The 16,354-nt window shown below is 42.5% G+C and carries 7 protein-coding genes and 1 pseudogene; 1 reads left to right on the top strand and 7 read right to left on the bottom strand.

The annotated features are described in order from the left end of the window. Positions 1-47: 47 nt before the first annotated feature. From tnpA to BET01_RS06180, 5 genes and pseudogenes are all read right to left on the bottom strand, one after another. Positions 48-311, bottom strand: a pseudogene (gene tnpA / locus BET01_RS06200) (IS200/IS605 family transposase); the annotation flags it as partial. A 172-nt stretch (positions 312-483) separates the two neighbouring features. After that, on the bottom strand, positions 484-3,048 hold the full coding sequence (locus BET01_RS06195) for a PEP/pyruvate-binding domain-containing protein (protein WP_120195933.1): 2,565 nt from the start codon (positions 3,046-3,048) through the stop codon (positions 484-486). A 2-nt stretch (positions 3,049-3,050) separates the two neighbouring features. Then, positions 3,051-3,656 carry a TetR/AcrR family transcriptional regulator gene (locus BET01_RS06190; protein ID WP_120195932.1) on the bottom strand — a complete coding sequence of 202 codons (606 nt, stop codon included), beginning with the start codon at positions 3,654-3,656 and terminating at the stop codon, positions 3,051-3,053. Between the two features lie 727 nt (positions 3,657-4,383). Next, entirely contained in the window at positions 4,384-5,361 is a 978-nt protein-coding gene (locus BET01_RS06185; protein ID WP_120195930.1) for an amidohydrolase family protein, read from the bottom strand. A 53-nt stretch (positions 5,362-5,414) separates the two neighbouring features. Continuing rightward, positions 5,415-6,350, bottom strand: a complete 936-nt coding sequence (locus tag BET01_RS06180; RefSeq protein ID WP_120195928.1) for an alpha/beta hydrolase — start codon at positions 6,348-6,350, stop codon at positions 5,415-5,417. Between the two features lie 386 nt (positions 6,351-6,736). On the opposite strand from BET01_RS06180, the gene BET01_RS06175 reads away from it, so the two are divergent. Further along, positions 6,737-7,207, top strand: coding sequence for a MarR family winged helix-turn-helix transcriptional regulator (locus BET01_RS06175; protein ID WP_120195927.1), 471 nt, complete (start codon positions 6,737-6,739; stop codon positions 7,205-7,207). A 574-nt stretch (positions 7,208-7,781) separates the two neighbouring features. Here BET01_RS06175 and BET01_RS06170 read toward each other — a convergent pair. Together BET01_RS06170 and BET01_RS06165 are read right to left on the bottom strand one after the other, a co-directional pair. Continuing rightward, positions 7,782-10,214: a GH36-type glycosyl hydrolase domain-containing protein gene (locus tag BET01_RS06170; RefSeq protein WP_120195925.1), complete on the bottom strand. Its 2,433-nt coding sequence runs from the start codon at positions 10,212-10,214 to the stop codon at positions 7,782-7,784. 19 nt (positions 10,215-10,233) lie between these two features. Continuing rightward, positions 10,234-16,353 (bottom strand): glucoamylase family protein, encoded by a 6,120-nt coding sequence (locus tag BET01_RS06165; RefSeq protein WP_158584993.1) that lies wholly within the window; start codon positions 16,351-16,353, stop codon positions 10,234-10,236. Position 16,354: the final 1 nt, after the last annotated feature.

The raw sequence follows: 16,354 nt of genomic DNA, 5'->3' as shown, positions 1-16,354 counted from the left end.
TTGTAAATAATTAGCGTATCACGTAGGTAAATAAAATATACCATCTAAAAAATCATAAGTGTGCTTTTCCCTTTTAAGTATCCTACGAAACTTGAAACACTTATACTTCGTAGCAATTCTACCAGCAATGTACATAATCTGGGCAGACTTCTGCTTCTACAATCTTTACACCTTTTCTTTCATAGGGTACTCAGTATATTTGCTATATCTTGTTTTAACTGCCCATATGCTATCTTTCTTCGATATTTTGGTGCAAAAGCAATGTGATAATTACTATTCCATTTTGTATGTGATAAACTGTTAATATCCATTTAGGATACCTCCTTTGATTTAGTGTGATTGGCGAACCTACACTTATTGTATCATTGGAGGTTTTTTCTGTAAGCTAAAGCGACTATGGACGCATCTGCATAGCAGGTGGCTTATTAAAAGACTGATATACAACAAAAACCCCGCGTAAATCAAGAGTTTACGCGGGGTTTCTTATTCATCAATTATTACCACTCCCACCGAGCCATCAACCGTTATCATTTGTCCGTTTTTGATGGATCGTGTGGCGGTATGCGTCGCCATGACGGCGGGGATGCCGTATTCACGGGCGACAATACTTGAATGGCTGAGAGGGCCGCCAATGTCCGTTACAATGGCACTTGCAAAAGCAAACAAAGGCGTCCATGCGGGAGTTGTGGTAACTGCAACCAACACGCATCCAGGCTGAAAGCTTTCAAAATCCGCCGGGCTGTGCAGTACACAGGCGGAAGCCTTCACAATTCCGGTACTGGTACCAATACCCGTCAATACGATTTTCCCGTCTTTCCGCTTCTGTGGTGCGCCAGATATCATTTTTCCGATTTTCTCTGGCAGCTTAGAGGGCGGCATATAATCCCGTTGTTTTTCCAATTGAGTTTTTCGAACTGGTATTGCTCCGCTCATATCAGACAAAGACTTATTTTCATCCAACCGCACTATGAGCGCTTCCAATTCTGATTTTGTGAGCCAATAAATATCAGCCGGCTGTGAAATTGCTCCGCTTTGTATCAATCGTTCTGAGATTTCATGAAACATACTGCGGATTTGCGGATGCCCCATTCCCATCAAATAGATAGCATTTTCGCGCATAGGGGCGGTTTCCTGCGCCCAGCGGAGCAGCTTTAAAAACAGTTTTTTACAAGGAGCTCGTATGTGTTGCAAAATCTCTTGTTCCGCCTGTTTCCTGCGATTTTCAAGCGTGGCTTGGCGTAAAAAAGGACTCTCCCCTTTTCCTGCCGCAAATGTTTTTATAGATTCAAGGGTCGGCGTAAGCGTTTCCCCGGGCGTGGGGTACGCAAAATCGAATTCATAAGCGGTACGGCCAAACTTTATGAAATACTGATTAATTCGGGTTTTCCATTCTGCCCAAGCTTCCTGTGATACTTCGGCTGGCAAAACTGAAGACATGAAATCTATCGCTATCTTTGTTGTGGAATTGTTTTGCAGATAAAAGTCGAAAGCGTTATTTTGCTTTACCCATTCGGTGAGGTTGAACAGGGACTTTTCCGATTGCAGGGCTATGGTATCAAAGCCAAGCAGAAAAACGGAAGTATCCGCAATACCAGCACCGCGAGCCGCTCCCTGAAACACCTTTGTAAATAATGTTTCGCTGAGAGATGCGGCAGGCAGTGTAAGTTGAATCCTTGTGAAATAAGTACACACGGCATAAAATACTACCTGAATACCCTCCATGATTTGATGAGCGTTCAGAGTGTCCAGAGGCTTGCCTTCCCATTCTCTAACTACAGCTTCAAATTCTTCTCTTGCCGATTGAAAGCGCTCGACGCTGTTTGTAAGCGTCCGGCGCAAAGAGCGGGGCGAAAAGGATTTGACGGCAATCAAAAGCGGCTTTGCTTTCGCAGAAAGATAGACATAGCCGTTAATAATCGCGTATACCCCATTATCAGGCAGTAACTTTGTTGCGCTTTTACCAAACATATCTACCCACAAAAGTTCCGAGGCGCGGTTGACGATTTCAAGACCAAGCGTGGCAAACAGAGGCGTAACAGGATTTGGCAAATGTTCCGCCAGACTTCCCTTTGTGTATATAACATCCCTTTCTGGGGACAGCCATTCCGGCGGCAGGACAGTAATGGGACGAGCCTGCACAATATACAATGTATCTTTTTCAAGCGCCCACTCTATATCCATAGGCATTTGATAATACTGCTCAATTCTCTTTCCAAGCTGTGCCAGCCGCATAACTTGATTACGGGTAAGCGCATGTTTTTTCCTCAACCGTTCGGAAACCGTAGTTTCTTCCGTTCCGTCTGAGGTACGAACTGTCATAATCTCTTTACTTGCCGCTTGATATAATACGATTCGCTCGGCTTTCTTATCCACAACGATTGTATCAGGGATGACTAAGCTGGAAACCACTGATTCGCCAAGCCCCCACGCAGCGTTAATAATCATTTCTCCACGTCTGCCATTGAGCGGGTTTCGCGTAAACATAACGCCGGACGCATCGGAAAAGGCAAGCTTTTGTACTACAACAGCAAGGGCGACCTCCTCCTGCCTTATATGATTTTTCATGCGGTAAGCAATCGCGCGAGCCGTCCACAGGGAAGCCCAGCACCGCTTTATGGCGGCAATGACTTCATTCTCACCTTGTATGTTAAGATAAGTTTCCTGCTGGCCCGCAAAAGAAGCATCAGGCAAATCCTCTGCGGTCGCAGAAGAACGAACAGCTACCGCAATGCTCCCCAATTCTGCATAAGCGGTTTTAATCGCAGCCGCCACTTTCTGAGGCATTTCTCCATCATGGAAAAGCATCCCAATTTGTCTGGATACATCTTCAAGCCGGTTGATGTTGTTGGAATCAATACAGTCCAATCGCTTATTTATGTGAGGCTGAATATGGTTTGCTTCAACAAAATTCTGGTATGCGGCAATGGTAACATGAAATCCATCCGGAACAGGTATACCCGCAGTCAATAGCTTCGATAAAGACATACCTTTTCCACCAACCATTTCAAGGGTCGCCTGTTTATGCGCCAATGGCAGGATATAAACCATACTCATGCACCTCCATGGTTTATAATTCCTCGTAGAATTATATTCATTGTTTCATCCAGCATTTTTTCCGGGCTGGTTGATGGCCGGGACGTGTAGACAATTGATAGCATGGAGTTAATTAACAAACGGGAGGCAAGGGCGGCATCTGTCTTACGAAAAACACCCAGGGCAACTCCATTCTCAATGACGGATTGCACAACATCTTGATATGCGTAGCGAATAGCTTGCAGTCGATTTCGATATTCCTCTTCTAAATAGTCAGATTCTGTATTTAACCACATCAACACAGTTCTATACTGCTTTGGCACTCCAAGATGATTGAGCATGATTTTTCTTAGACACTGTTCCGGCGAAGATTCATCAGCAACAATCCTACGAGCTTCTTGAGTGGTTTCTTTTATTTGTTTTTCAACTGCGTATACGGCAATCTCGTCCTTTGTTTTGAAAAAATCATATAGGCTGGACTTTCCCATGTTTGCTAAAGCCGCTATTTCCCGCATTGATGTTTTTTTAAATCCATTTTCCTCTATGAGGCGCAAAGCAATGCCCACTATTTCTTCTCGGCGCTCTGCTTGTTGTTCAGGGGTAAGTATAATTCCTTTTGGCATTTGACTATTCCTCCGTATATCGACCGCTGGTCGCTTCTTATTCTCATTATATAGCGACCGTAAGTCGCTTGTCAAGATTATTTATTTTTATTAACATTATATGATTTATTTTCTTAATTACAAAAGCATATCACATCATTTCAGCTTGTACCAAATCACCTATACAATGTGTACAGGTGCGGTCCAACGCCTCATATGCGATTAGCCCGAATCAAAAAGACGTTTTTACCTTTCTATTATGTGTGTTCCGGTGTTATTTTGAGCAAAAACAGGTTAAAATCCGTGGTGCCCAAATGGTGCCCGGACGGAAAAAATAGTGTTGTGAGAAGTTGTGGACACAAATAACATGAAATAAAAAAAGCCCGTATTTACAGGCTTTACAGGGAACAACTGACGGGAAGAAATACGTAGATATAAAGGGTTTTTGCTCTTTCATGCGCCTCGAAATCAGTTGAACCGCAAGGTGCCGTGGGTTCTTTAGGTTCGAATCCCACCGTCTCCGCTAGTATGGGCTTGCAGCAATCAATGGTGTTGCAAGCCCTTTTCTTTTTGTCGCATTTTGTATTTTGGGCAGCCTCATCATGCCTGCTGAATATTATCATCAGTGCAATAATTCAATAGACCGTAAGCTGCTGGGAAGTACCTTTGCACATTTCATTTGCCTGTATTGGGTGTATGCTCAAATCTGCTTTTTAATAACAAACTTTTTTATGTATTTATCTTCTACTTACCTTCGGAATAAACCCAGAGCATTTTCTGAATGAATGCTGCGACGCTGTTCTTCCATCAGTATTCCTGTTTTATCAAGCATATCTGCCAAAGTGATACACCCAGACACGGGCGTATATGGATAATCACTGCCGTACAAAAAGTGATCTGTGTCAACGAGTTGCATCAGGCAAGGCAGTTGTCTTGGCAGGCAAACGCCGGCAAGATCATAGTAGAAGCCTTTCAGTGAGGAGTAGACATCAATTTCCTTAGGCTTAATCGGTTCACCAAATGTCCCTGGTAACGCTTGAAGAGATAACGCAAGCCGGTCCGAAAGTATTGACAGAAACGCTCCGGCGTGAGGTATGATGAATTTAATGTCCGGGAAACGCTTCATTGTACCCTTTAAAATCATATTTACTACCGTACGGGTTGTATCAAAGAAAAACTCCATAACAGGTATCGGCAATCCTTCCACAACTTCAGCTGGGACACTGCTTGGTCTATTGGGATGAATCGCAACAACTGATTGATATCGATTTAGTTCTTCCATAACAGGATCCAGACACCTATTCCCCAAATATACTCCTTGTGTGTTTGTAGGCAGTGTAAACCCATCGACATGCAAAATATTCATTCCGTATTGAATCTCTGCAATGCTGTCTTCCACATCAGGCAATGGCAAAGAGGCAAACAATCCAAAACGTCCAGGGTACTTTCTCACAAGAGCTGCTCCTTCCTCATTAGACTCTCTTGCCAATACTTTTGTAATCTCTCTGTCCCCAAAATTAAAATGGGGGGACGATAAAGAAAGAATTGACGTTGCGATACCCAGACGATTCATGACTTCAAGATGCATTTCCGGGTTCCAATCGGGTGTCGGATAATCGTCAGGATACTTTCCACAATATTTCAACAATGCTTCTTTATATGATTTCGGTAAATAATGTGCATGGACATCTATTTTGGATATGTTCTCTTTTTTGAAGGCATCCATTTGTCTAACTTCCTCTCAATTTATCTGATTTTTGGTTGCTGCAATAAACAGACTTACAGCTGAAATGCTTCCGTCAATTTTGTGCATACCAATGCAAGAGCATCCCTCGCTTCTTCCACTGTCCTTTGCATGTTAAAGAAGCCGTGAATCATTCCGTCATATCTCTTAAGACATACGTCAACGCCAGCCTCTGACAACCTCCTAGCATAGTCCTCGCCCTCATCTCTTAACGGATCATATTCGCATGTAATGATACATGCCGCAGGTAGGTCTTTGAAATTCACTGCAAGTAATGGTGAAGCTAAAGGATTCTTAGCCTCGCTTAAATCATTTAAATAATTTGGAACAAAAAACGTATTATTGGCTTCTACGGTCAGTCTGTACCCTTTTGCGTTTTCCACTCTGGATAAAGGTTTTGTTTCTCCAAGCAAATCAAACATAGTATTAACCTCTACTTGATAAGCAATTGGAAATTCACCTCTATCTCTTGAGAGTTGAGCAATTACCGCCGTAATAGTTCCACCAGCGCTATCACCTCCAATGGCAATTTTACCTGGCTGTATATTCAATTTCTTTGCATTTTCATATACCCATTTTACCACTTGATAACATTCTTCCACTGGCTTAGGAAATTTATATTCCGGAGAAAGGCCGTAATCAATAGAAAGCACCATACAATTCACATTGTTTGTTATTGATCGGCATATGGAATCGTAGACTTCAATACTTCCAAAAGAAAATCCGCCACCATGTATCCAGATAAATACTGGGTGAGCTCCTTTGGCTTTCGGATTATAGATCCTGATTGGAGTATCTCTTATGGAAGTTTTAACAGTACAATTGCTAACACTCCCTACCTCGATGGTATCTCCTTTAAAATCATCCCAACTTTTCTTGTAATATTCTCTCAACTGATCAATGTTAAGAGAAGAATACATACGATCGAAATCTGTTTCTAATAATTTGTTAAATATTGGATTTAACGGCATAAGTAATCACTTCTTTCATTTAATTGATTATTAGTTAACTAACTCAACTAAATTATAATAATATTAGTTGAGTTTGTCAACTAATAATGCTGTGATTTAACAAAGTAATTTTAATAAGATACTCAATAAACTTAAAATTTCAATCGCGATAGTTGAAATTATTCGCAATCAAATAAGTTGACATTGTCAACCAAAATAGATATAATGCAGATCAATAATTAAATATAGACTAATTATTAAAAGACAACGCCTAAGCTAATATTTTTTTAAGCACAGAAATACAGTTTAGATAAATTAGGAACGTGAAAACTGCATGACAAATAACATAGCCTAAGCTGTAGAGAAAGTAAAAAGCGGCTATGACTATATAAAGCGAGGATATAAACATGAATATAAGGAATTATACAAGATTCTTCGGAATATTGAACAGACAGTTTCAAACTTATATCAATAGTGCATTTAAGGATATAGGTTTAGGTTATTCGGAATGCATTTTTTTGGCTAACTTATATGAAAATGAAGGCATCAATCAGGAGGAACTATCTTCCTTTTTAATAATTGATAAAGCAATCACGGCAAAAACGATAAAATCTTTGGAAACTAAAGGATTTTTAATAAGAACGATATCAAAAAAAGATAGAAGAGCCAAAAATCTTTATTTAACTGACAAAGGATTGAATTATAAAGAGCAAATTCTTAATTTATTAGAAAAATGGATTGAATATATTTCAGATGGTATAGATAAAGACACTCTGGATTTCGTATTTAAACAGATTCAAATCATGGCTGAAAAAGCCGGTAATGCAGATTATGATAAATTGATAGAATCTAATATTAATCATGAAATTGATATTTAAGGCAGTAGGGAGCAGGGAATACAGACAAAGCCTCGGATTGGTGGTTTAACCAGTCCAAGAAAATGTCCGCCCCCCTGCTCTCACATCTATTTTTTAGGCTACGTTTTTTGGTAATTACATGTTATTCTAAATGATTTAAAAACTCTTTTATTAACTGTATATGATCTCTTCTTCTTTGATACCAGGACTAAGTTTTCTACTCATTTCAGGTAATGCAATATGCCCAACCATAATACTCTCCAGACCTTCTTCAATCATGGTTCGATATGCTTTCCCAAATGTATTATTTCTAACCTTATTCGTGCATGATTGTACAGAGTGTTATTACTTCAACATCAGATGTTCCTATTTAGAGAATGCTGTACATTATGTGGAATTTCATGAAAACAGGTGCAATTATATTGCTTCCCAACTATATATTTTTTACATAACCTGGTGTTTTCTAAAAGCTCTTTTGAAAATGGGGGTACAGACCATGGCTAACACTATATAAGCCAGTACTGCCATGGAGTTTGTTGTTGCTCAGATGAACGAGCGGTTCTGATTCCAAGAGAAACATCGGATCCTTTCTAATTTATACAATGATCCGATGCTCTTCTCCATCATCAACCAATAAAACCCTGTTCCCCTGAATTAACCTGTCATCCACAGTAATTGTTTCCGTTGTCAGCGTTCCCTTGCTTCTGCTCTCAACCCTGATTTCATAGAGAGAACTCCCATACTTATATTCAATGGAAAAATCGCCGAAACCTGCAGGTGTCGCCGGATCAATAATCAGCTCATTCCCTTCCTTCCGAATACCCAAAAACCAGCTTAACAGCCCCTGATACATCCAACCTGCGGAACCGGTATACCAACTCCAACCACCTCTTCCGGTATAGGGCGGGCTTAAGGATATATCCGCCGTCATTACATAGGGTTCCTTCTCGTACCTGAGCGCATCCTTCCTGTTTTGCGTAATGTAAATCGGATTAAGTATGGTGAACAGGGTTTGAGCCATGTTATAGTCGTGCAGCATCGATGAGGCGATTGCCAGCCAAACCGCCGCATGGGTATACTGGCCCCCGTTTTCCCTGATTCCGGGGATATAATTTTTGATATAACCCGGATTTTTTCTTGTCTTATCAAAGGGAGGTGCCAAAAGTAAGGAAAGGGCGTCCTCTTCCCTTACCAGATAACGCCATGCCGACTGCATTGCTGTTTTCGTCCGTTCCTTTTTGGCCCCTTTTGATATCACACTCCAGGATTGGCTGATGGAATCTATCTTGCACTCATCGTTTTCCTTTGAGCCAAGCTTCGTTCCGTCGTCATAAAAGGCCCGAAGATACCACTCCCCATCCCAGGCATGTTCTTCGATGCTTTGAAGCAGGGTTTCCCGTTTCCGCTCCAGCTCCCGGCCGTAAGCCTCATCACCTTCCTGAGAGCACAAGGGAATGAAGTCACCCAATACGGTATACAAAAACCAGGCCAGCCAAACACTCTCTCCCTTTCCCATCATTCCTACCTCATTCATCCCGTCATTCCAGTCGCCTCCGCCCATGAGAGGAAGTCCATGTTCTCCGAAGCAAGTCCGGTCGATGGTTTTTTTGCAATGGTCATAAACACATTCGGAACGCCCGGATATTTCCGGGGTAAACATGATATCTTGCTGATCCTCCTTAAGAACTGGGCCTTTGATGTAAGGCACCTGCTCCTTTAAAATTGCGTAATCTCCGGTGCATTTAATATAAGCGGCGGTGCAATAAGGCAACCACAGTAAATCATCGGATATTCTCGTTCTTACCCCGATCCCCATGGGAGGATGCCACCAATGCTGAACATCCCCTTCTTCAAACTGCCTGCTGCAGGCAATTAGAATTTGCCTGCGCAGAATACTGGAATCTGTAAAGAGAAGCGAAAGGGCATCCTGAAGCTGGTCCCGGTATCCATAAGCTCCTCCGCACTGATAATAGCCTGCCCTTGCCTGAATGCGGCAGGACACCGTCTGATAGAGCAACCAGCCGTTAACCAGGATATCGACCGACCGGTCCTTCGTCTTCACTTTAACCGTCCCTAACATCCTGTCCCAGTAGGCTTTCACCCTGTCAAGCTCGTTATCCACAGCAGCGGCATCCCTGTATTTGTATCCGCTTTTGTATATCTCATTAAGATCACTGCTCTGCCCCAGCCCGAACTGCACAGTCTTTATTTCCTGCGGCTGTATTGCTATTGATACCTGAATTGCTCCGCAGGGATCATAACACACACCCGTATTGCAGGATAGCTTGACCTCTGCTCCCCGGGGTTTTTGGATGCTGCCCCTCTGCCCCAAAAACTCCTGTCTGTCGCCGGTATAACCAATGATTGTCTCACTGCAAAACAAGTAGGAATAGCTGTTTTGAAAGTTCATGGTATAGATGTTCTTTGCATATAAACATTCATGCTCATTGTCGTAGGCGGTCAGAATATAAGGACCGGTTTGCTCTCTCTGCGTACCCATAACCCATTCCACATAATAGGTCAGGCTTAAATATTTCACTTTATCCGAACGGTTCGTCAGCTTTAAGTTCCATAGCTTCAAGGACTCATCCAAAGGAGTAAAAACCGTCAGCTCCTGATCAACCAGCGCTTCCTCATGAAGGAACCTGCTATATCCAAAACCATGCCTTACCCGGTAAATGCCCCGGTCTTCCCTTCCAAGGGACATGGGTGTCATGACCTCACCGGTTATTTCATCCAAAATATAAATTGCCTCGGAGGCTCTGTCACTTACTGGGTCATTGGACCAGGGCGTGAGCTTATTCTCCCTGCTGTTGATATTCCAGGTAAAGCCTGCCCCCGACTCCGATATCTGGAATCCAAAGTTCTTGTTTGAGATTACATTAATCCAGGGTGCCGGCGGTCTGTTATTTCCCTCCAGCAGAATTTCATATTCTCTGCCCTCACAGACAAATGCTCCGAAGCCATTAAAAAATTCATAATCCTCTATTTCTTTCTCCTGTGTTGATGGTGCATCTGCTGTATTCAAGCCACTTCCTCCTTAAATCCTAATATTCCTCAAGTAACTCATACATATTTTCTTTCCCATTGGTAAAATAAATCCCTGTCTTATCGGAAAATACGACCCGCGCTACCGTATACAGCAAATCAATCTCTGCCGGTTTCATCTCATACGTATGCAGTGTAAAGAAGCTTGGCTTCTCACTTCTAGAGTCATAAATCCGAAGAGAGCTTGTCATATCGTTGATAAAATCATCTACCTCCTGAAGATAACCATGCTTGGAATCAATCAGAATAATCAGATCCATCATAACACGGTTGATTCTTAAATATTCATAAGCCTTTAATACATCCTTCACAATTCTTTCCTCTTCAATGGATCGAACCAGTAAAAGCAGAATTGGATTATCGCCGGATACACCGAATTTCCATAAGAAGCTCTGATTCATAAAGTTCCGTCTTATATTTTCATCCGGCCCACGGTAAATTCCCATAGGATAGAAGACAGGGCTGATCAGTTCCTGAAAAGCGTTCAACTGGGTTCCAGTAATCTCCAGATACTTTAACTCCAGGTTTGTTTGAAGCTTGAATTTCTCCAAGATATCATCAATCCGATAACTTACCTTCAAATCTTCTGCGATTTTTATTGCTTCTTCCTTACTTCCACACACTCCGGTAATGAAAGAAATGCAGGCAGTTTCACCTGCTCCTATGAAAAATTGTGCCCGCAGGCTCATAATCGGATCATTGCAAAAGCCCGAATTATTAAAAAAAGCAATGCTGTTAACAACAGAATCTGGATTCTCCAGGGTATTGTTTCTTCCAATAAAGCGTTTTCTGTCATTTTCATATTCTAATTTTTTGCATAGCTTTGTTCCTGTACTTACCATGTGCATCACATAAGGATTATTATCATCCTTCTTCCGTCGTCTTTTTGAGAGGAAGATTTCCTGCTCTCCCAGGTACTCGCTTTCCAGAAAGAGCTTATTGAACGCAGGATGGCTTAGCTCTGCCATATGGGTATCATCCACCACCTCCACATAGCTGGTCACTTCCAGTTGCTTTTCCTCTTTCCCGTGATTGGTCAATGTAACCTTACGTATCTCAAAGTTATGATCCGCATCCAGGCTGACAATCATGTGTGATGAGATATCCCCGTCCCTGCGCTTAAATTCCGCCTGGTGCGGCCAGAAAACCACCTGGTAATCCTCCGGCTCCGTTCTTGTCGGATGATAAGCGGCACTCCAAACCTTCTCCTGCTTCATGTCCTTGATATAGATATAATTTCCTGTATTCGCGTAAATATCCGGCCGCCAGCGGTAAATCATCCGATCCTCATATTTGCTGAAGCCGTCCCCATCGGTGGTTATCATCAGTGAATACTTACCGTTTGACAGATAATTTACAACCGGCGAATTCACACCTGCACGGTTGACATATCGGTTACTGTAACTGTCTTCTTTAAATAGAGGCTTTCCAATTTTTATTGTATATCCCTGCCTGGCAATGGAAATCAGATGGGACTGCCGTTTTTCTTCCAGAAGAACTTCTGAAGCCTTTATCATCATCTCGCCATGAAATCTCTCCCGAAGGATGCCCTCATTTAGATAATTATTGATGGCAGCCAGATTCATCCCCTGATGATGGGCCATATAGGATTTTACAATGCAATAAGGTTTCAATTCCACTGAATTCGGTACGTTAAAATCAACGGACTCATAGAATCCGTAAGTGCCGAAGGCACCTAATTCCTTCAGCCGCTTTAAATTTCTCATGCATTCCTCTTCTGCGATATTCAGTGCCAGCATCGTTGCATAAGGAGCAACCACCAGGGGATTTTTTCGGACCGGCTGGAGTCTTATCTTCGGAACACCGAAAGCCTTGTACTGGTAATTTGAGTTTAAATCAAAACGATAATACTGGGATTCCGATATCCCCCAGGGGATATTTGCCTCCTTTGCATACTTCATATGCTGGAGTACCGCTGCCCTGGAAGTCTGCGCGTAGACGGAGTCTTCATATTCTTTAAATACAAGATTCGGCATCAGATATTCAAACATCGTACCGCTCCAGGACACAAAACATGGAATGCCCCCTGCAATGGTCAGGGGTCTTCCCAGTTTATACCAATGCTTTAAAGGCACTTCCCCCAAAGCTATGGCAAGAAGGCTTGTGAGTGCAGATTCCGAAGCCATCAGGTCGTAACAGCCGTCATCCAACATGTGCGAGGATACATGATATCCGATATGGAACAGCATTCTCTTTTCATTAAATAGAAAATGGAAATTAACATTTGCTAACATGTAGTCAATTTTATTGCTGAGTACTTTGATGCGATCAATCATGCTATTTGCAAATTTATTGTCCTCTGCTGCAATACGACTAAGCACAAGATAAGGGGAAAAACTCTCTTCCTTCAGTTTTAAGGCCGCAGCTTCATTTACAGTGCTGTCAATGAGGTTCATCAATTGCCTGGTCCATGGGTAATCTGCTGGTGGCCGTAGCTCCCTCTCGTTTAAGTTTTCCCAAATATCCGCAATATCTTCTATCAGTTCACCGATCCTTTGATACCCGTCCCTAAGCTTATTTCCGGCGGGATTTCCTGTTCTCAGCTGAATTTCATTATTGCTGTTCTCTAGCGCAATTCTGAGTTCAGGCAGAAAATTGTCTGGATAAACCGGCTTGTCGATCTGCTCTAAAAGACCGTTTTTCAGGGCGACCAGATGTCCCAGGAAATTACCGCTGTCAACGGTTGATATATAGGCAGGGTTTAGCACCTCCAAGGTTTTAATATGATACCAGTTATAGAGATGTCCCTTCCATTTCAGCATTTTCTGAACCGTTTCCATCAGGTTCTCTGCTGTCTCAACTGTAGCGCTAAGAGTTTCAAACCCAAAATCCCTGGCTGACAGGATTGCCAGAAACTGAAGTCCGATATTGGTCGGCGATGTTTTATCGCTGATTTTTTCAACCATTGATATCTGGTAATTATCCGGACAGAGCCAGTTATTTTCCTTCGTGGAAAGCTCTTTAAAAAACAGCCAGGTTCTGCGTGCAGTATCCAGAAGCAGCTCACTGTCTTGTGCTTTATCCCTTAGATGAAGCTTCCTTTCCGGCTGACTGATCCGGTATGCGATTTCAAAGGCAACGCTCCAGTCGGCAATTATGATTGCTGTCAGTATCATTCCCGCCGGTTCCAAATATCCCATAAATGGAATTATTACAAGCGCAAGCGCCGGAAGAAAAGAGCTCCACATGGTAAGAAAATATCCCTTTCTGGTATTGACAATGGAGGCATCCACTGCTTCCGCCGTATTCCAGCGAAGCAGATTTTTTTTGCTGATAAAGACCCGATACAAAGTTCTGACTATTGCATCGGATGCGACATAAGCACGGTAAGGAGTGATTGTAAACTCCAGGAATGCTCTTTCCAGCATCACAGCAAGTTCCTTAAAAAAGCCTTTATAAACAAGTACAAGCTTCGGACGGATCAGCTTCTGGGTGACCACTGCAAACAACATAGTCACCATAACAAATATATCATTAAAGAAAACGAAAGGTACCCAAAGATAATATGCTTTGGGCATCCATGCCAGATTCAACAATATCAACAGCGTCTTACTCAGCGGAACCAGGCTCCTCCTTAAGTTGTCAAAGATTTTCCATCTTGACAATGCGCATAAGCTTCTCCCTTCCGAGTCCTTCTTCATAAACAACCAGGGCAGAAGCTGCCAGTCCCCGCGCAGCCATCGGTGTTCCCTTTTGGTAAAAGATAAAAAGCTGTTTGGAAAATTGTCCATAATCTTGACTGTGCTGGAAAAAGCCGTCCGTGCATAGCAGCTCTCAAAAAGGTCATGACTGAGAATCCGGTTTTCCGGTACCTTATTTTGAAGCACCTTGTAGAAAGCATACAAGTCATAGATGCCCTTCCCGGTATAGATTCCTTCGTTAAAAATATCCTGATAGATATCTGATATTACGGTTCCGTAATGGGCAAGACCTGATTCTCCTCCAAAGATTTTTGTAAATCTGCTGCCGTTCTTATCCACGATATGGTTTCTTACCGAAGGTTGAATGATGACATAGCCTTCCTCCACCTTTTGACCTTTGGCATCCAGAATTGGTTTATTTAAAGGATGATCAATCAGTCCGACCAGTTTCGCGGCATTGTCACGAAGCAGATTTGTATCCGCATCTAGTGTAATCACATACCGAAAGGTGGAAAGAAGCTTTTCATCACAGTAAATGGAGGAAAAGGTAGTATTCTCTTTTTTTTCCCCGTTTAAAAGGTTATTAAACTCTTCCAGCTTTCCTCTCTTTCGCTCCCAGCCCATATAACAGTTTTCCGCCTGATTCCATTTGCGGCAGCGTAAGAACAGCGAGAAACGCTGGTGCTCCGATGGATAGAGCTCATTCAGTTCCTTCATTCGTGCAGCTAGAGCAATTTCAATCACCTCATCCTTTGTCATGAACGGGTCCGGGCAATCCTCAAAATCAAGGAGCAATGCAAAAAAAAGGTTGGGCTGCCGGTTTGCCAGATAATGCTTTTGGAGACGGTCCATGTATCCCATACCCTGTTCTTTCGTGGAAACGATGACCGGCATGGCCACAAAGGTTCTTGCTTCTGACCGTATTTCTTTCAGATAGTTCAGGGAAGGAATCTTTTGAACCTTAATTCTTCTGGTAAATATAAAGTTTGTAATCTCCATAGAGATCCCAATTAACAGCGGCATTGCCGCCAGAAGAGTAATGATCTTCCGGCTGTTATCCTGTAGCCCGCCAAGAGCCCTGAAAGCATAGAGCAGGCAGAAGCTCAGCCCCGGAATAATGAAAAATAGGGTAAGGAAATAAAGGAAACCATTTACGTTTCGTCTATTTTTAATTCTTTTGGGGATTGGCTTTCCTAATACCTTTGCTTTCAGAATTGGATACCCCTTCCCCAAAAGATAGGTTCCCACATGATGAGAGCAATGCAGTCCTTCCCTTCCCTGAACTGCCAGCTCCAGGCAGTCCTTCGCTATCTTTTCCTCCCTCAGGCGATAACGGAGCGATAATTTAACGATGACCCCACGGTACATGCCCCTGGATTCCAGATCCATCTTTTTAAAGACCCCATCCGGATCCTGTGATAAAATCTGCTCCAGGCAGGAATATTCCTCAAAGAATTTTTCCTCATCCACTTCATTGACATCCCTCAGGCTGACAATCAGAGTCCGCATATTCGTCTCAAGAAATGATTCAATCTTTCCTTCTTCCATGAATATGTCGGAAGTCTTCACCTGTCTTTCCATGGAAGCAAAATGAAATTCCAGGTATTTTTGAATGGATGCCTCATCAAAAGACATATTTTTCAGCAGGTATATTACATGGGCATGAAACGAATAGTTCAGCCTTAAGTTATCCTCTATTTTGCAAAACAGTGCTGATATACAAGCCGGTCCCTGCTTATGGGGAAGCTTATCCCGGAGAAATTTTTCTGCCTTCGACTTCACATCAATCATATGGAGGATTTCATTGGCGATTGCAATGATTTCTTCAAGAAGGCAAAAGCCCAGCACTTCCGGCAAGACCCAGATTTCCTTGTCTGTAAGCGGTATCTTCTGCTGATAAGCCTTGAGCATCACAGATATATTTTCCTCACTTAAATGGCCACCGGAAAGAGCCACCATCTTTTTTGCCACAACATAAATACGGGGAAAGTTACGGTATTCCTTTCCCTTCAGCACCGGCAGTACGGCATAGCCAGTTCCCGAGTTACGCACTTTTTTAATTTCCCGGTACAGCATCTGGAAATTGTCATAGAGCCAGCGGGCTGCCGGAATCAGGGAAATCATATCGGCAGACACAGCAGAGATGCTGTTTCTGATTTTATTCAGCTTTTTATAGGCCGCCTGATTATAATTATTAAGAACAAAGCTATATCCAATCAATCTGACCTGCCTGTGGCTTTCTGCCAGATCAAGCATCTGCTTCTCCCACTCGCTGGGACCCGGTTTATCTCCTTCTCCCGGAGAACAAAGCGGAAAATGTAATTTCTTACCAAAATGGTTGCACCGGCAATACAGCATTAACAGAATGAAACAGAACAATGCAATTAGTATCAGTAAAATAGCCAGCAGAAGCGGTGAATATATATATAAATTAATTTTTTCCAACAAGATCTGCAAT

It is taken from the genome of Lacrimispora algidixylanolytica (assembly GCF_003609635.1).
Lineage (GTDB): Bacteria > Bacillota > Clostridia > Lachnospirales > Lachnospiraceae > Lacrimispora > Lacrimispora algidixylanolytica.
Note: the sequence above shows the minus strand (reverse complement) of the source record. Positions and strands in the feature narration are given on the sequence as shown.